This is a genomic window from Basfia succiniciproducens (assembly GCF_011455875.1).
GTDB lineage: Bacteria > Pseudomonadota > Gammaproteobacteria > Enterobacterales > Pasteurellaceae > Basfia > Basfia succiniciproducens.
The window spans coordinates 1,151,506-1,169,483 of the sequence record NZ_CP015031.1; the positions used below are offsets into that span (position 1 = coordinate 1,151,506).

Annotated in this window: 16 protein-coding genes and 1 tRNA gene; 8 read left to right on the forward strand and 9 right to left on the reverse strand. The window is 43.3% G+C overall.

Annotated elements, in window-relative coordinates; translation table 11 throughout:
* Positions 1-59 precede the first annotated feature (59 nt).
* Together A4G13_RS05130 and A4G13_RS05135 are read right to left on the reverse strand one after the other, a co-directional pair.
* Positions 60-1,043, reverse strand: a complete 984-nt coding sequence (locus A4G13_RS05130; RefSeq protein ID WP_090654822.1) for a LacI family DNA-binding transcriptional regulator — start codon at positions 1,041-1,043, stop codon at positions 60-62.
* Positions 1,044-1,077: 34 nt separating this feature from the next.
* Positions 1,078-1,803 carry a phosphatase PAP2 family protein gene (locus A4G13_RS05135; RefSeq protein ID WP_041639864.1) on the reverse strand — a complete coding sequence of 242 codons (726 nt, stop codon included), beginning with the start codon at positions 1,801-1,803 and terminating at the stop codon, positions 1,078-1,080.
* A gap of 84 nt (positions 1,804-1,887) precedes the next feature.
* Here A4G13_RS05135 and ribA point away from each other — a divergent pair, with 84 nt between their 5' ends.
* From ribA to A4G13_RS05155, 4 genes are all read left to right on the forward strand, one after another.
* On the forward strand, positions 1,888-2,547 hold the full coding sequence (gene ribA / locus A4G13_RS05140) for a GTP cyclohydrolase II (protein WP_011200706.1): 660 nt from the start codon (positions 1,888-1,890) through the stop codon (positions 2,545-2,547).
* Positions 2,548-2,757: 210 nt separating this feature from the next.
* Positions 2,758-3,390 (forward strand): lipoprotein insertase outer membrane protein LolB, encoded by a 633-nt coding sequence (gene lolB, locus A4G13_RS05145; protein ID WP_090654819.1) that lies wholly within the window; start codon positions 2,758-2,760, stop codon positions 3,388-3,390.
* Positions 3,391-3,396: 6 nt separating this feature from the next.
* Complete coding sequence (gene ispE, locus A4G13_RS05150) at positions 3,397-4,305, forward strand: 4-(cytidine 5'-diphospho)-2-C-methyl-D-erythritol kinase (protein WP_090654815.1); 909 nt, start codon at positions 3,397-3,399, stop codon at positions 4,303-4,305.
* A gap of 61 nt (positions 4,306-4,366) precedes the next feature.
* Complete coding sequence (locus A4G13_RS05155) at positions 4,367-5,317, forward strand: ribose-phosphate pyrophosphokinase (RefSeq protein ID WP_011200709.1); 951 nt, start codon at positions 4,367-4,369, stop codon at positions 5,315-5,317.
* Between the two features lie 178 nt (positions 5,318-5,495).
* On the opposite strand, the gene A4G13_RS05160 is transcribed toward A4G13_RS05155, so the two are convergent.
* The 4 genes from A4G13_RS05160 to dsbC all read right to left on the reverse strand — a co-directional run bounded on the left by A4G13_RS05160 (position 5,496) and on the right by dsbC (position 9,496).
* Positions 5,496-6,185 (reverse strand): 5'-methylthioadenosine/adenosylhomocysteine nucleosidase, encoded by a 690-nt coding sequence (locus A4G13_RS05160; protein ID WP_090654812.1) that lies wholly within the window; start codon positions 6,183-6,185, stop codon positions 5,496-5,498.
* A 9-nt stretch (positions 6,186-6,194) separates the two neighbouring features.
* Positions 6,195-6,908 carry a thiol:disulfide interchange protein DsbA/DsbL gene (locus A4G13_RS05165; protein ID WP_243739724.1) on the reverse strand — a complete coding sequence of 238 codons (714 nt, stop codon included), beginning with the start codon at positions 6,906-6,908 and terminating at the stop codon, positions 6,195-6,197.
* Between the two features lie 41 nt (positions 6,909-6,949).
* Positions 6,950-8,668, reverse strand: a complete 1,719-nt coding sequence (gene recJ / locus A4G13_RS05170; protein WP_090655041.1) for a single-stranded-DNA-specific exonuclease RecJ — start codon at positions 8,666-8,668, stop codon at positions 6,950-6,952.
* 138 nt (positions 8,669-8,806) lie between these two features.
* The gene (dsbC, locus tag A4G13_RS05175) at positions 8,807-9,496 is read right to left on the reverse strand and encodes a bifunctional protein-disulfide isomerase/oxidoreductase DsbC (protein ID WP_090654807.1); all 690 of its coding nucleotides are present in this window, start codon (positions 9,494-9,496) and stop codon (positions 8,807-8,809) included.
* A gap of 182 nt (positions 9,497-9,678) precedes the next feature.
* On the opposite strand from dsbC, the gene prfB reads away from it, so the two are divergent.
* From prfB to hypF, 4 genes are all read left to right on the forward strand, one after another.
* Positions 9,679-10,777, forward strand: a protein-coding gene (gene prfB / locus A4G13_RS05180; protein WP_142999798.1) for a peptide chain release factor 2 whose coding sequence is annotated in 2 segments (ribosomal slippage) — positions 9,679-9,753 and positions 9,755-10,777 — 1,098 coding nt in all. Because the reading frame shifts where the segments join, the coding sequence is not laid out codon by codon here.
* Positions 10,778-10,869: 92 nt separating this feature from the next.
* Complete coding sequence (gene lysS, locus A4G13_RS05185) at positions 10,870-12,381, forward strand: lysine--tRNA ligase (RefSeq protein ID WP_011200716.1); 1,512 nt, start codon at positions 10,870-10,872, stop codon at positions 12,379-12,381.
* Between the two features lie 64 nt (positions 12,382-12,445).
* Positions 12,446-12,787: a hydrogenase maturation nickel metallochaperone HypA gene (hypA, locus tag A4G13_RS05190; protein ID WP_090654801.1), complete on the forward strand. Its 342-nt coding sequence runs from the start codon at positions 12,446-12,448 to the stop codon at positions 12,785-12,787.
* A gap of 166 nt (positions 12,788-12,953) precedes the next feature.
* Positions 12,954-15,266 (forward strand): carbamoyltransferase HypF, encoded by a 2,313-nt coding sequence (gene hypF / locus A4G13_RS05195; RefSeq protein WP_090654798.1) that lies wholly within the window; start codon positions 12,954-12,956, stop codon positions 15,264-15,266.
* 148 nt (positions 15,267-15,414) lie between these two features.
* On the opposite strand, the gene A4G13_RS05200 is transcribed toward hypF, so the two are convergent.
* From A4G13_RS05200 to lptF, 3 genes are all read right to left on the reverse strand, one after another.
* Positions 15,415-15,501, reverse strand: a tRNA-Leu gene (locus A4G13_RS05200).
* A 163-nt stretch (positions 15,502-15,664) separates the two neighbouring features.
* Positions 15,665-16,735 (reverse strand): LPS export ABC transporter permease LptG, encoded by a 1,071-nt coding sequence (gene lptG, locus A4G13_RS05205; RefSeq protein WP_090654795.1) that lies wholly within the window; start codon positions 16,733-16,735, stop codon positions 15,665-15,667.
* Positions 16,736-16,747: 12 nt separating this feature from the next.
* Positions 16,748-17,848, reverse strand: coding sequence for an LPS export ABC transporter permease LptF (gene lptF, locus A4G13_RS05210; RefSeq protein ID WP_207945312.1), 1,101 nt, complete (start codon positions 17,846-17,848; stop codon positions 16,748-16,750).
* Positions 17,849-17,978 lie beyond the last annotated feature (130 nt).

A 17,978-nucleotide genomic window follows, 5' to 3' on the forward strand; every position in this document is an offset into this window, starting at 1 on the left:
GATTACATTTTAATTTGGAAGAATAAAATACAGAATCTGTGATCCTATTCACAAAATATTTAACTGGATTGCCGTTTTATAAACGTCCAAGGTAATAAGTGATGTACCCTCTTCACAGATGAGGTCGAATCGATTTGTTGCAACAATAAAGAAAACGCCATTTCTCCGATTTCTTTACAGGGCTGCTGAATTGTCGATAAAGAAGGGGTAGTAATTTGGCTAATGTCAATACCATCAAATCCGACTACGGCAATATCTTCGGGAATAGCGACATTTAGCTCGTTTAACCCGTTAATCACACCGGCAGCTAATACATCGGAGATTGCTAAAATAGCATCCGGACGTTGTGCATTCTTAAGTAAAGAAAGTACCGCCTCTTTACCCGAAAGATAGTCTAATTCATCGGCATAAATAATCTCGCAGTAAGCTAAACCATGGCGTTTTAAACCGTTAAGGTAACCCAATTCTCGATGTTGGGCATATTGGTAGGATAAATCATGATTAATTAAAGCAATACGTTTTTTTCCCGTTTTCACTAACTGATCAATAACGAATTCCGTTGCCGAAATATCATCAATACTTACGGAAGAGACGGATGAATCGGGATCATATTCGGCACATTGAACCCAAGGCGCATCCCCTATAATATTCTGCAATTCCGGTAATTCGGAAATAGCATCCATAGTAATAACGCCGTCTACCATCTTACCGGAAAGCAACTGTAAACATGAACGCGAGCGTTCAAGATCGGATTCGGTATTGCACAATAAAATACGATAACCGTTCTTTTCCGCTTCCCGCTCAATACCTTTTACCACTGCTGCGCAGAAAGGGTTGGCTATGTTGGAAACCATAGCTAAAATCATACCTGTTCTTGAAGTACGCAATTGCCGGGCTAACAAATTAGGCTGATAATTTAATGCTTTAATTGCAGCCAATACCTTCTCTTTATTAACAGCTTTCACAGACGGCGAATCGTTTAAAACCCGAGAAACCGTTGCAACGGACACGCCGGCTAATTTCGCTATTTTTTGAACAGACATAATTTTCTCATTTAATTAAGCATTTATTCACAGGCTAATCCCTTGGAAATAAACGTTTTTTCTCTAAAAATACAAATAATGCGCAATGTAATACCCAAGCGATAAGCGTGCTTATTAATAAATCCAACGGATAATGCATACCTAACCTTAAACGGCTAACCAGCATCAAAAAGGCCCAAAGTGCGGTCAAAATTAGCAGAATTTTGGCGCCCGAAGAAGTTTGTCCCAATAATCGGAAAAACCCCGCCGCCAGCAACAGCCAACTCACTGCAAAAATCGTATGTCCGGATGGAAATGAGTAGCTCACTTCGTTTTCACGGTGTTCTACCAGCCAACCTGGGGTTTCCGCTCTGGAGGAATAATAATCCGTAACGATCGATTGACGTTGCTCTTTCGTTTGATCATAGAAATATTCTGTTGAAATGTCTGAGTTTGCGGCTAATTCCACCACATAAGGGCGGGCTTCGGCAAAAACATGTTTTAAACCTGTTTTAAGCCCCTGAGTCACCACCATAGAAACCGCCATAATGGCAACCACTGCTACCCATTGTTTTTTTGTTTTCGCAAAAGGAAAAAATAAAAGGGCGAATACACCGCAGGTAATAATCGCATAAGGCGAACTACCGGTTTCCGTTAACCAATACAAAAAATAATCAAATTGCGTTAGTGCAGCATCACCTTGCCAATGCCAGCCAGAAATCCATACAAAAATCGGGACAAGACAAAGCAACAAAGTATATAATGACAAACGTTTTAACATAATGAAATTTTCCCTAAATATTGAAAGGGTGCATTTTAACATTAGATACATAAAAAGTAGATAGAAGAAATAAGGATTTGTTATATGTCAAAAATTCAACGTGTTGCAGAAGCCAATCTTCCCACCGAGTTTGGGCTTTTCCGCATTGTAGGATTTGAATTTCCGGATACTAAAAAAGAACATGTGGCACTGGTAATGGGCGATATTAGCAATAGTGAAGAAAACCCCGTGTTAGCCCGTATTCATTCCGAATGCTTAACCGGCGATGCATTACACAGTTTAAAATGCGATTGCGGTTTTCAACTGAGCACAGCATTACGTCAAATCAGCGAAGCGGGGCGCGGCGTATTGATTTACCATCGCGAAGAAGGGCGAGGAATCGGCTTAATCAACAAAATCCGGGCATATTCATTGCAAGATAACGGAATGGATACTATCGAAGCAAATCTGGCACTGGGCTTTGCCGCCGACGAACGGAATTTCAAAGTTTGCGCGGATATTTTTGAATTATTAGGTATCTGCAAGGTTCGCCTGTTAACAAACAACCCCGCCAAAATCGACACCATGAAAAAAGCGGGCATCAACGTAGTTGAACGAATTCCGCTAAATGTCGGCGAAAACCGCTACAACACCGGATATCTGGACACCAAAGCAAAAAAAATGGGGCATTACATCGTACACGACAATGAAAAACATTATTTAGATTGCCCGTATTGCCAATCTGAAATCCCCAATAAGAAATAAATATAAAGCCCTGATAACGGGGCTTTGTTTTAAGCATAAATAATCACATTCAATATTTAACAATCTTTTCTGTCATTGAGTCAGTTAATTATTAAGTTGAAACTTCTAACTTTACTAACCGCCCATAAATCCGTACAATAACCGCGTTTTTCGAAGGTATTTTGCCATAATCCATTTACACTTGACGAGTGATTAACTCGTCTGATAAATATGAATCATTTAAAATCTTTCTTTACCGCTCTTGTTGCGGGCTTTATTTTAACGGCTTGTTCGTCGCTTGATATTAGCGACACGCGCCCGGCTGATGTTAAAACTATCGATAAATCCGATATACAATGGCAGCAACATCTCAAACAAATCAAACAAATTCAGCATTACAGCAGCCAAGGGCAAATCGGTTATATCAGTAGTAAAGAACGCTTTTCCAGCCGTTTCGAATGGAATTACTCCGCGCCCACCGATTACACACTGAAACTTTATTCAACTATCAGTTCCACCAGTCTGGTAATGCAAATGCATAATACGGGCATGACCATTTCAGACAACAAAGGCAACCGGCGTTCCGAAGCGGATGCGAAAGCCTTAGTACGTGAAATCGTCGGTATGGATGTGCCGCTTGAGCAATTTGCTTACTGGCTGAAAGGTCAGCCCGATGAAAAAGCCGATTATCAGGTAGGCGAAAATCATTATTTGGCGAGTTTTACTTATCCGTTAGACGGTACGGTTTGGTCCGCGGATTATTTAAACTATCACGAAGAAAAACAGCCGGCATTGCCTAAAGATATTTTGCTGAAAAATGCCGACCAAACGCTGAAAATTCGTGTGGATAACTGGACATTCTAACCGGCTATGAAAACTCATCAATTTTCTACCGCACTTTTTTCCGATTATAAGCAAGGGGATAGCTTTAATTTCCCTTGCCCTGCGAAATTAAATCTATTCTTATATATCAACGGGCGGCGCGCCGACGGTTACCATGAACTGCAAACCTTATTCCAGTTTTTAGATTATGGCGATTGGCTCTCAATTAAAGTCCGCAATGACGGTAAAATCCGTCTCACCCCTGAAATTCCCGATTTAAAAACCGAAGATAATTTAATTTATCGGGCGGCAAAATTATTACAACAAAAAACGGCTTGCCGGTTAGGTGCGGATCTGCATTTAGACAAAGTGTTGCCTATGGGCGGCGGCGTTGGCGGCGGTTCATCCAATGCGGCAACGGCATTGGTTGCGTTAAACTATCTCTGGAAAACCGGCTTATCTGTTAACGAGCTTGCCGAATTAGGCTTAAAACTCGGTGCGGACGTACCTATTTTCGTCCACGGTAAAGCCGCTTTTGCCGAAGGTGTCGGTGAAAAAATCACCTATTGTGAGCCTCCTGAAAAATGGTATGCGGTAATTAAACCGAATGTATCTATTTCCACCGCCAAAGTTTTTTCCGAACCTGATTTAACCCGTGACACCAAGAAAAAACCGCTTGAGCAATTACTACAACAAGAATATACAAACGATTGCGAAAAAGTTGTGAGAAAACTTTATCCGGAGGTTGAAGAACTGCTCCGCTGGTTGGTAAAATACGCACCATCAAGATTGACGGGGAGCGGTGCTTGCGTATTTGCTGAATTTGCTGATGAACAATCGGCGCAAACCGTATTTAATTTAAAATCTAAACAGTTTTCCGGTTTTGTTGCGCAAGGATTAAACGTTTCTCCATTACATAAAATGTTGGAACAATTAAACCGACAGAATCACGGTTAATTTTAATTAACTCTAATTTCAAACCCTTAATTACAATCTAAACCTGAGGTTATTAAATAAAATGCCTGACATTAAACTCTTCGCTGGTAATGCTACGCCAGAACTAGCAAAACGAATTTCCGAACGCCTGTATATTTCATTAGGTGATGCTACCGTAGGTCGTTTTAGCGATGGCGAAATTCAAGTTCAGATCAATGAAAACGTGCGTGGTAGCGACGTGTTCATTATCCAATCAACTTGTGCACCAACCAATGACAATTTAATGGAATTGATTGTAATGGTTGATGCCTTACGTCGTGCGTCAGCCGGTCGTATTACAGCGGTTATTCCTTATTTCGGTTATGCGCGCCAAGACCGCCGCGTACGTTCCGCCCGTGTGCCGATTACCGCTAAAGTGGTGGCAGATTTCTTATCAAGCGTAGGTGTTGACCGCGTATTAACCTGCGACCTGCACGCAGAACAAATTCAAGGTTTCTTTGACGTACCGGTAGACAACGTGTTCGGTTCGCCTGTTTTAATTAACGACATTTTGAAAAAAACCGATTTAGAAAACCCAATCGTCGTATCACCGGATATCGGCGGTGTAGTTCGTGCCCGCGCAGTTGCCAAATTATTGAACGATACGGATATGGCGATTATCGACAAACGTCGTCCTAAAGCAAACGTATCGCAAGTTATGCACATTATCGGTGATGTTTCCGACCGTGACTGTATCTTAGTCGATGATATGATCGATACCGGCGGCACCTTAGTAAAAGCGGCAGAAGCCTTAAAAGAACGCGGTGCGAAACGCGTATTTGCTTATGCAACCCATGCCGTATTCTCCGGTTCCGCAGCGCAAAACATTGCCAACCCGGCATTAGACGAAGTGGTTGTAACGGATACTATCCCGCTTTCCGCCGAAATCAAAGCCTTAGGCAAAGTGCGTTCATTAACTCTTTCGGCAATGCTTGCGGAAGCTATTCGCCGCATCAGCAATGAAGAATCAATTTCTGCCATGTTTGACGCTTAATTAAACCGGATTATAAAAAACAAAGGGCGCTATATAGCGCCCTTATTGTTACTTGATTATTTTGTATTTTCAGCAATATCGATTTATTACATAATATTATTCGAAGTTTCCGTAAAGGCGCCATACCAGACATCCTTTTAAAAATCAGGAAAAATCGACCGCACTTTTGCCTTAAATATTAAAGCTGCTCCAGCATGCCGATGATCATAGCGGAAGACTGTTTTGCTGCAATCGGGAGAAATTCTTCAAAAGACATGCCGGCTTGCCCGTCACCCGCATCGGAAATCGCGCGGACGACCACAAAAGGCACCCGGAACACATGACATACCTGCGCAATCGCAGCCGCCTCCATTTCAACGGCGGTCACATTAGGGAAATCCGCTTTAATTTGCGCTAAACGTTCGCCGCCGGCAATAAAACTATCACCTGAACAAATTAACCCGCGTTTTACATTATGCCCTTGCGCCTGCGCCACCTGTTTTGCAAGCGCGGTCAGTTTTTCGTCAGAAATAAAGGTTGCCGGGCAGGCGGGCAACTGTCCTTTTGCATAACCGAAAGCCGTGACATCCGCATCGTGATAAGCGGTTTCGGTAGAAATAACAATATCACCGACTTTTAAGCCGTCCCCTACCCCGCCGGCAGATCCGGTGTTTAACACGACATCCGGTTTGGCTAATTGTAATAATGCCGTTGTGCCGATAGCCGCCGCCACTTTACCGATACCCGATTGCAATAACGCTACTTGTTTGCAGTTGATTAGCCCTTCATAAATAGTGCAACCTGCTACTTGGGTGACAGTTTGGTTTCGCATTAAATTTGCAAGAATTTCAATCTCTTGCTTCATAGCGCCGACAATGCCGATTTTCATAAATTTTCCTTATTTTGAATGTGTTGCGGTGGAAACGGCCGAAAGCTCGTGAACTAAAAAATCAAGCACCGCAAAAGTATAATCATCATTATATAACGTACTGTTTGTCAGCACGTATTTTCCGCCGATTACCACAAAGGGATAGGTAAATACACCGTATTTTTCCGTACGATAAATAGCTTCGCTTACCTGCCGGCGAATTTCTGCCGATTGATAAATATCGGTAAACAGCTTTTCATCCACATTTTGCTGCTTTAAATAAGCAAGCAGATTTTCAAATTTTGTTAACTCGTGATAACGTTCAATATCAGTAGTCTCAAACAGCAATAACTCTGCAATATCCTCGTGATTCATCCGTTTTAAACTGTAATAAACCTGCGCGCTGAAGGTGGTTTCTTTGGTCGCTATAGGGTATTCTTCCACCACCACTTTATTGGGATTAATTTTGCTATAAAGCTCCAGAATATCCAGCGTATTCACACAAACCCTGCAATCATAATCAAAAAACGATTGAATCAGAATTTTGCCGTCCCGGCGGTTTTCCGTGTGTATAGGCGTGCTGTAAGAAAAATAATCCTGCCCGTCCTGAAACTCATTTTTCGCCGCTCTATTTCCCGGACTTGCGATTGTTTGAGCCGCATGAGTACCGGCGGTATTCTTCTGAGCGAATACCGCCGGCGCTAAACAGACTAAAAATAAATAACAGCAGAATTTTATTTTCATACTAAACACAAAATTTAATAAAAAATTACCGCACTTTTCGGCTAACTGCGCGGTTGAATATAATCAACCAGCAGTTGAACGTCTCGATTGCCGCGAAATTCGTTTATCTCCAGTTTATAAGCCAATACTGCTGTGCGAATCGAAAGGTCGGGATAATAACGGGTATCAATGTTAAATGCAATAGCATCGAACAATGGCCCGCCGTTTACCGGCTCAACCAGCATTTTCAAATGTTTCTCACCCACCAATCGTTGCTGTAAAATACGAAACTCGCCGTCAAATATAGGTTCGGGAAACGCCTGTCCCCAAGGTCCCGCCTGTTTTAACAACTCGGCGGTATTCATATTCATCATTGTTTGCGGCAAATCGCCGTCGGTCCAAACTATGCCTTGCAGCATATCTTTGTCCAGCCAATCCGTCACCACCTGATTAAAACTGCGCTGAAAATCCGCAAATAATTCTTCTTTAATTGTTAACCCCGCCGCCATAGCATGACCGCCGAATTTCACAATCATATCGGGGTACAACGTATTTATGCGCTCAAGCGCATCACGCATATGCAAGCCCTCAATAGAACGGGCGGAACCTTTTAACAACCCGTTCTGATCCTGCGCAAACGCCACCACAGGGCGATGAAACTGATCTTTAATGCGGGAAGCCAAAATGCCCAATACGCCCTGGTGCCAGTCCGCCTGATAAAGAGCAATGCCCGTCGGTAATTCGGTTTTAAGTGCGGTCAGATTTCGGCAAATTTCAAGGGCTTCCGCTTTCATACCCTGTTCGATTTCTTTACGGGTTTGGTTTAAGCCGTCCAGTTCTAACGCTAAGGCGCGGGCTTGTTCCATAGAATCCGCCAACAGCAGTTCGACACCTACGGACATATTATCCAACCGCCCCGCCGCGTTTAAGCGCGGTGCAATCGAATAGCCGAGATCACCGGCGGATAATTGCGAAATATCTTTATTTGCCACTTCAATCAATGCCCGAATACCGTAACGGCAGCGTTCGGCTCTAATACGGGCTAAGCCTTGATGAGCCAGAATCCGGTTATTTTGATCCAAGGGCACAACATCCGCAATGGTACCGAGCGCTACCAAATCTAAAAGTTCGGTAAAATTAGGCTGCGTTTTTTCATTAAATTCGCCCGACTCGCGCAATTTTGCACGCAACGCCAGCATTAAATAAAACGCGACCCCCACTCCAGCCAAAGCTTTCGAAGGAAAATGACAATCCGCTAAATTCGGATTCACAATTGCATCCGCAGCAGGCAATATTTCCGGCGGTAAATGATGATCGGTAATCAGCACCCGTACGCCATGCCCTTTCAAAAACGCCACACCGTCGAGAGAAGAAACGCCGTTATCCACTGTAATCAACAGTTCGACGCCTTTTGCTAACGCCATTTCCGCCACAGCAACACTTAGCCCGTAACCCTGCTCAAAACGGTTCGGCACAAGATAATCCACATCGGTAAAGCCCAACTGGCGAAGCGCGCTCACGGTCAACGCCGTACTGGTTGCGCCGTCCGCATCGAAATCCCCGACAATAATCACTTTTTGCTGTTTTTCACGGGCGATTATCAATAGTTGAACAGCTTGGTCAATACCTTGTAACTGATTAGGCGCCAGCATAGAATGCAAAGTGCGGTCTAATTGTTGGGAATTTTTTATATGGCGGGAACGGTACAGGCGATCCAATAAGGGATCGGCGCAAACAGCCGAACCATGTGGAATCGTACGACGTTGGATAAGCTTATTCACAGGATAAATACAATCTAAAATAACGGAAATACATTTAATCAAACCGCAGCTAATCAACCGAATACTACGGAGATTTTCACTAAGCCGGTCCTAAAATAATTGGTGGGCTAATAAGCCCATCCGAATAATATGTCTGGATTATTTTACGCTTTCTAAAGCGGATAATAATTCTTTCGGTGGTAAATAGCCGCCGATTAATTCACCGCTTTGGGTCACAATACTCGGCGTACCGCGAACACCGAATTGAACGCCCAATTCATAATGTTTTTTCGTGATATTCACCGCTTTTAATTCTTTCGGCGGATTGCCTTTTTCCGCTTCGTCTAATGCAAATGCGGGATCTTTAGCGGTAAAAATCGCTTCCATTTCTTTTGCCGTTTTCGTTCCTAAACCGCCGCGCGGAAAAGCTAAATAACGAATGGTAATACCTAAATCGTTATATTCCTTGATTTCACTATGTAATTTTTGACAATAGCCACAAGTAATATCCATAAAAACGGTCACCACGTGTTTTTCATTTTTTGCCGGATAGACAATCATTTCGTTTTTATAGCTTTCTAATGTCGCTAACAAAGCTTTGCCGGTTACATCCACCGGCCCTTTATCCGTTAATTCGAATAATTTACCTTGCAACACATATTTACCGTCTTCGGTGGCATAAAGAACGCCTTCGTTCGTTACTACGGTTTTAATACCTGAAATAGGTGAGTCTTTCACTTCAATATTGGTTGCGCCTAATTTTTTTAATTGAGTTGTAATTTGCGCATTATCAGCCGTAGCTGCCATTGAAATAGCCATTAATGAAAGTGCGGTTACAAATTTCTTCATTTTTCTGTTCCTAAATCAGTAGATAAAGTACAAATTATAAAAAGATTACCAAATTGTGCAAGGAGATAATAAGGATTTGTTGAAAAAATATGCTATATACAATTAGCCTTCGAGAAGACCTACCAAATTAACGCAAAATAACCTATAATTGCAGTTTATTTTGACAACTCAAAAACAAGAAAATGTTTGAAATTAATCCTGTAAAAAATAAAATTGCAGACTTAACCTCCCGCACTGACGTGCTGAGGGGGTATCTTTGACTTTGATGCGAAAGTAGAACGCCTGGAAGAAGTCAATGCCGAATTGGAACAACCTGACGTATGGAACGAACCGGAAAAAGCGCAGGCTTTAGGAAAAGAGCGTTCCGCATTGGAAACCGTTGTGAACACCATTAAAAAGCTCGAGCAGGGGCTGGAAGACGTTGACGGACTATTGGAATTAGCCGTTGAAGGAGAAGATGAAGAAACCTTTAACGAAGCCGTTACCGAATTAGACGAATTGGAACAGCAGTTGGCTAAATTGGAATTCCGCCGGATGTTCAGCGGCGAGCACGATGCCTGCGACTGTTATATCGATCTGCAAGCGGGTTCCGGCGGCACGGAAGCGCAGGACTGGACGGAAATGCTGTTACGTATGTATTTGCGTTGGGCGGAAAGCAAAGGCTTTAAAACCGAATTGATGGAAGTCTCCGACGGCGATGTAGCCGGTTTAAAATCCGCTACGGTGAAAGTATCAGGCGAATATGCGTTCGGCTGGCTACGCACCGAAACGGGCATTCACCGTTTAGTGCGCAAAAGCCCGTTTGACAGCAATAACCGTCGTCACACCTCTTTTGCCGCCGCCTTTATTTATCCTGAAATTGACGATGATATTGATATTGAGATCAATCCGGCAGATTTGCGTATCGACGTATATCGAGCCTCCGGAGCCGGCGGGCAACACGTAAACCGGACGGAAAGTGCGGTACGGATTACCCATATTCCAAGCGGTATTGTAGTGCAATGTCAAAACGATCGTTCTCAGCATAAAAATAAAGATCAATGTATGAAGCAATTGAAAGCGAAACTTTACGAAATGGAATTGCAAAAGAAAAACGCAGATAAACAGGCGTTGGAAGATTCAAAATCGGATATCGGCTGGGGCAGCCAGATTCGTTCCTATGTGCTTGATGATTCCCGCATCAAAGATCTGCGTACAGGCGTAGAAAACCGCAATACCCAAGCGGTATTGGACGGCGATCTAGATCGTTTTATCGAAGCCAGTTTGAAAGCGGGATTGTAATCGTACTACTCCATATTAAATTCAATCAAATATTAAAAAAAATAAAGGGTGGACAAGCATACCCATCCGACGAAATTACAAGGTAACCAAAAATGTCAGAACAACAAAATGCAGAATTAGATTTTCACGGTGAAATGGCGGTACGTCGCGAAAAATTAGCGGCCTTACGTGCAAAAGGTAACGCCTTTCCGAACACATTTCGCCGTGATGCATTAGCTCAGGATTTACATAATCAATACGATGAAACGGACGGCGAACAATTAAAAGAAAAAGATCTGCATGTTGCCGTTGCCGGTCGCATTATGACCCGTCGTACCATGGGAAAAGCGACTTTTATAACCATTCAGGATATGAGCGGTAAAATCCAGCTTTATGTGGCTCGCGATAACCTTCCTGAAGGCGTCTACGGGGAAGATGTAAAAAGCTGGGATTTAGGCGATATTGTCGGGATCAAAGGTACTTTATTTAAAACCAAAACCAACGAATTAACCGTAAAAGCTCATGAAGTGCAATTATTAACCAAAGCGCTTCGTCCGTTGCCGGATAAATTCCACGGTTTGAGCGATCAGGAAACCCGTTATCGCCAACGTTATTTAGATTTAATTTCTAACGAAGAATCCCGTCGTACTTTTGTGATCCGCTCAAAAGTTATCGCCGGTATCCGCGAATACTTCATCGGTAAAGGCTTCATCGAAGTAGAAACACCGATGCTGCAGGTAATTCCGGGCGGCGCGGCGGCGCGTCCGTTCGTAACTCACCACAACGCTCTGGATATCGATATGTACCTGCGTATCGCCCCCGAACTTTACTTAAAACGCTTAGTGGTGGGCGGCTTTGAACGGGTATTCGAATTAAACCGTAACTTCCGCAACGAAGGGGTTTCCGTGCGCCACAACCCGGAATTCACTATGATCGAATACTATCAGGCATACGCGGATTACCACGATTTAATGGATAACACCGAAGAATTGTTACGTAAATTAGCCCTTGATATTTTAGGTACCACCATTGTGCCTTACGGCGAATATGAATTCGATTTCGGCAAACCGTTCGAACGTATCACCATGCATGATGCGGTGATTAAATACGGCGCGGAAAAAGGTATTGTAAAAGAAGATTTATACGATTTAGACCGTGCCAAAGCGGCAGCCGCCAAATTAGGCATTGAAATCCAAAAATCCTGGGGCTTAGGTTCAATCGTCAATGCCATTTTTGAAGAAGTGGCGGAACATCACCTGATTCAACCGACATTCTTAATGGCTCACCCTGCGGAAATTTCGCCGTTGGCGCGCCGTAATGACGAAAACCCGGAAGTAACCGATCGTTTTGAATTATTCATCGGCGGCCGTGAAATCGGTAACGGTTTCTCGGAATTGAACGACGCCGAAGACCAAGCTGAACGTTTCGACGCCCAAGTAGCGGCGAAAGACGCAGGCGACGATGAAGCCATGTTTAAAGATGACGACTTCGTCACCGCACTGGAACACGGCTTACCGCCGACTGCGGGCGAAGGTTTGGGGATCGACCGTTTAGCAATGCTGTTCGCCAACGCTCCGTCAATCCGCGATGTGATTCTATTCCCGGCAATGAAACACAAAGGGTAAAAAATTAACGAAAAATCGACCGCACTTTTTTATGCAAAGTGCGGTTCTTTTTTAAGGAAATTTTATGCACGAAATGTCCCTTACCCAAAACATTATGGAAATTGTGGAAGAACAATGCCACCGCAATAACGTGAATAAAGTTACGGATATTTGGTTGGAAATCGGTCCGCTTTCCTGTGTGGAACCTGATGCCATTGAATTTTGTTTTGAGGTATGCCGCAAAAATACGGTAATGGAAAATTGCAAGCTCCATTTTGTCCCCGTGCTGGCGCTGGCCTATTGCTGGCATTGCGAAAAAACGGTGGAAATCAAAAGCCATCATGACGCCTGTCCCCAATGCGGCGGTATTCACTTACAAAAGCAAGGCGGCGATGATTTGCGAATTAAGGAAATTGCGGTGGAATAATTTCAACGGGCGTTACGCCGCTTCCAAATGCTGTCCATCGCTATTAAAGCTGATTCCTCTCTGACTTCTAAAATCTATTGATAAACGCTTAAATTCCAATATGATTAGGGTCTGCTTATCTTTTATAAACAGACCCCGGCTAAATAATAAATGAAGGCATTTCCACATGAACACCGAAAAACACTCCGTTATCGAACTACGTATTAAAGGCAAAGTACAAGGAGTAGGATTTCGTCCTTTCGTTTGGCTATTGGCAAATCAATACGGGCTAAAAGGTGATGTGAACAATGATGGTCAGGGCGTATTGATCCGCTTTATTGAACCTGATTGTGTCTCTCTGCAACAGTTTTTGCGGGATTTACAGAATAAACTGCCGCCTCTTGCGCAAATTACGGAAATTCAAGAGACAACAAAAATCGGCGAAAATTTACCGCACTTTTCAGACTTTACCATTCGAGAAAGTGAAAATAACGCCGTAGATACGCAAATTGTGCCGGATGCCGCCACTTGCCCCGCTTGTTTGAAAGAGTTATTTGCGCCCCATAACCGCCGTTTTCATTACCCTTTCACAAACTGTACGCATTGCGGCCCCCGTTTCACCATTATTAAATCCATCCCTTATGATCGCCCGAATACCTCAATGGCAAACTTTCCTTTTTGCCCGGAATGCGAGCGGGAATATAAAAACCCGGCGGATCGCCGTTTTCACGCGCAACCGAACGCCTGCCCCGTTTGCGGCCCGCATATTTGGCTGCAGAATCAACATACCAAAATAGCAGATCACGAAGCGGCATTAATACAAACCCTGCATTTGCTGAATGAAGGTAAAATTATTGCCATTAAAGGTATCGGCGGATTCCATCTGGCTTGCGACGCCACCAATCGGCAAACCGTACAATTATTGCGCTCTCGTAAACGCCGCCCCACTAAACCGCTTGCAATTATGGTGCCCGATTTGCGGTTTTTAACGGCACTCAGCCGGGCGGAAACCGAACTTTTAACCTCAAGTGCGGCACCTATTGTATTACTGTCAAAACATAAAGTACCGGCGGTTGATGAACTTATTGCCCCGCATTTAAATGAAATCGGCGTTATGTTGCCAAGCAATCCGTTGCAACATTTATTATTAAAGGCGATAAACAAGCCGCTGGTTATGACATCCGCCAATCCGAGCGGGCAACCGCCGGTGTTGGATAATGAAAGTGCGGTTAAATTTTTGCAAAATTTGGCGGATTTTTATCTTTGCCATAATCGGGATATTTTACAACGCGCGGACGACAGCCTTGTGCGCATTGCCTTTGACGGTTTAGAAACGTTACGTCGCGCCCGCGGTTATGTACCGGACGAAATTTCACTAAATATCTCAAACAACAAAAATATTCTCGCCTTAGGTTCGGATCTAAAAAACACATTCTGCCTGCTTAAAAGAAATAAAGCCGTGGTCAGCCAGCATATCGGCGATACCGCCGACGAAAAAGTGCGGTCTCAATTAGAGGAAAATCTGGCGTTATTTCAGCATATTTATCAATTTAAAGCCGATTTAATCGCGGTTGATTCCCATACCGGCTATTTCAGTTCGGCAACGGGCAGACAAATTGCGCAATGCCAACAGATTCCCGTTATGGAAATTCTTCACCACCACGCCCATATTAGGGCGGTAATGGCAGAACATAATTGCAATGAAAAGGTGATCGGCATTGCCTTAGACGGCATCGGAATGGGTGAAAATCAACAGCTTTGGGGCGGTGAATGTTTACTGATAAACCGGACGGAAGTTAAACATCTCGGCGGGTTGCCGGCTGTAGCTCTTCCCGGCGGCGACCTTGCGGCAACCCAACCTTGGCGCAACTGGCTCGCGCATATTCATCAATTTGTGGAAAACTGGCAAGAACTTGCGGCTAAAAGCTGCGAAAAATATAATTGGCAGCCACTAAGCCGCGCAATAGAACAAAAAATCAACTGCCCGACAATTTCTTCCGCCGGCAGATTATTTGATGCGGTAGCCTACTCCCTTAACATCGCGCCGGAAAACCTGAGCTGGGAAGGCGAAGCCGCCTGCCGGTTAGAAGCGCTCGCAGGTCAATCGCAATTTACTGAAAAAAGTGCGGTCAAAATTCGACAAATTTTACCGGAATTTGCCGATGAACTTATTTGGACGAATGATAAAAATAATAAAACATTTCTAAATCTGGCCAAATTCTGGCAATCATGGCGCAATTATAAAGAGCAGAAAGCCGATAAAGCCTTTGCTTTCCATCTCGCGCTTGCGGCCGGATTTGCCGAATTAGCCCGTCAACAGGCAAACAAATATCAATGCCGTACCATTGTGCTTTCAGGCGGTGTAATGCATAACCGGCTTTTACGCCGGTTATTAAAAGAAAATCTGCAAGAATTTAATGTGCTAAGCGCCCATCAGTTCCCGATGGGCGACGGCGGATTAAGCCTCGGGCAAGCCGCAATCGCAGCGGATTTTACTTAACCCGAGCTTCCGGCCGTTGCTTATCAAAAGTATCGTTTTGCAGTTACCGACATAAATAAACTAAAACCCTTTAATAACCGGAATTAGTTTATGAAAAGTAAGAAATCCGGGCAATAAAAAAGACCGCTAAAAAGCGGTCTCTTGAATTTGGTGCCAGTGGTCGGACTCGAACCGACACGCTTTTAAGGGCGGCGGATTTTGAATCCGCTGCGTCTACCGATTTCGCCACACTGGCTTCACTGATAAATACGTGAACAGAGCGTATTATACGGAGTTCTTCGGTTGTTGCAAGAATAAATTGTTAATTTGTTTTTAGTTGATTTAATTTTCAACAATTCCTAAAAATTTACAAAAAAAGACCGCACTTTTGTTAACGTGCGCTCTTTTTTCATGGGGTTTTAATCCCGTTTACGGCTTAGTAACCACCAGGTAATCACTAAGAATAAAAGGCTCGGCATTAATGCGCCGATGATAGGCGCCACATTATACACCAGACTTAACGGGCCGAAAATTTCATTGATTACGTAAAATAAGAAGCCGAAACAAATCCCGGTAACGATTCTTGCACCCGCGGTAACGCTACGTAACGGACCGAAAATAAAGGATAACGCCAACATCATCATCACGCCCACTGAAATCGGCTGGAATAATTTGCGCCAGTAGGTCAGCTCGAATTTTTTGCTGTCCTGTCCGGTTTCTTTCAGGAAAGAAATATAGCTGGATAGTCCGGAAATAGACAACGAAGTCGGTTTAACCGTGAAAATTCCTAATTTATCCGGCGTTAACGAGGTTTTCCAGGGACGGTTTAAATAGTTTTTCGTTTTAATTTCATCCGCCGAAATCTGCGATTCATTAACCTGTTTTAACACCCAGCTTCCGTTTTCATAACTTGCTTTATTGGCATGGCTAACCCGTTGCAACTGGCGGTTGTCATTAAAACTGTAAATATAAATGTTATTTAAATTAGCGTCTTCCGTTGCTCGTTTAATATAGATGAAATCATTGCCGTCTTTTGCCCAAATACCGTTTTTCACCGATAGCATAGAACCGCCGGAAATCGCTTTTGAACGCATATCCCGTGCAAACTGTTCCGTTTGCGGAATGCCCCATTCGCCGATAACCATAGTTAATAAAACCAACGGCAAAGCGGTTTTCATCACGGCAAAGCCGATTTTCATACGGGAAAAGCCCGCCGACTGCATAACCACCAATTCGCTGCGACTGGCAAGATTACCCAATGCGATGAGCGCCCCCAATAATGCCGCCATCGGGAAAAAAGTTTCGATATCTTTCGGCATTGTCAGCACGGTATAAAGGAAAGCCTGCATACTATCATAGCTGCCTTTACCTACACTGCGGAACTGTTCGACAAATTTAATAATGCCTGAAAGTCCGACTAAGGTTAATAAAGTAGCAAAAATCGCCCCTAAAATGCTTTTGCCGATATATCTATCTAATGTATTCATCATTTTTCAGTCTCCTTAAATCGCCGATTTTTTTGAGAACAGATGACGAATTTTATACATAAAGGCGCTATTCCAACTGTTTAGCATAATTCCCAAGAGTAAGAAAAAGAGATTAACCAACGGCATCAGCAATCCGGCATCTAATTTGCCGGCACCGCCTGCCGATTTTAATGAACTCTGCAATAAGAAATAAATTAAGTAAAGCAATAATGCCGGCAAAATTTTGGCAAAACGTCCTTGTCGAGGATTTACCTTACTTAACGGAACCGCTAGCAACGCCATTAAAGGAACGGCTAAAATCAAACTGATACGCCAGTTTAATTCGGCTTTCGCCGCCGGTGTTTTCAGCGTTAACAATTTCGCAAGCGGTAATTCTGTTGTTTCATTTTCATCGGAATCCACATTACGATGTCCTAAATAAGCCTGATATTCGGTGAAATTGGTAATACGAAAATCAGGCAACGCAGCGGAACCTTCCACTCGTTGACTATTTTGCAGACTTAAAATCTGATCGCCATTCGGTAAAGATTGTAATTCACCGTTCTCCGCAACAATAACCGACGGTTTAGAATTTCCTTTTTCTTTCGTTTGGAATAAATAGATATTGCTGATTTTGTTATCTTTAATATTATCTATAAACAGTACGAAATCGCTATCATTGGAGGTCATAAATTGACCGGCCGATAATGCGGACATATTCGGATTAGCTCTTGCATCCTCTACAATCTGTCCTTGTTTTTGAATAGCCCAAGGGGAAACCCACAACACATTGTAAGCCGCCAGTGCCGCCGTTAACACGGAAAGCCCCAGCGCCACCTTAACAAGAATACGTTGCCCCACGCCACAGGCTCGCATAACCGAAATTTCACTTTCCGCATATAAACGACCGAATGTTAATAAAATCGCGATAAACAAGCATAAAGGAAGCATTAATTGCGCCATCGCAGGCATACCTAAGCCTAATAGCGATAATACCAGGTCTGCCGGTACATTCCCGTTCGCTGCCGAACCTAAAACTCGGACTAGCTGTTGGGAGAAAAAAATCAGAAGTAAAATAAATAAAATAGCCACTTGGCTCTTAAATACTTCTTTTGTTAAATATCTCGTTAAAATCACATTATTGCCTATATTTTTTCTTGCAATTTAAATAAAACCGGTTAATTTAGGTAGCTCAAACGTTTTAGCCGCCCATTTTTCAGCGTGCCATATAATAACGTATTTTCGACTTTAAAACAGTAAAAAAATT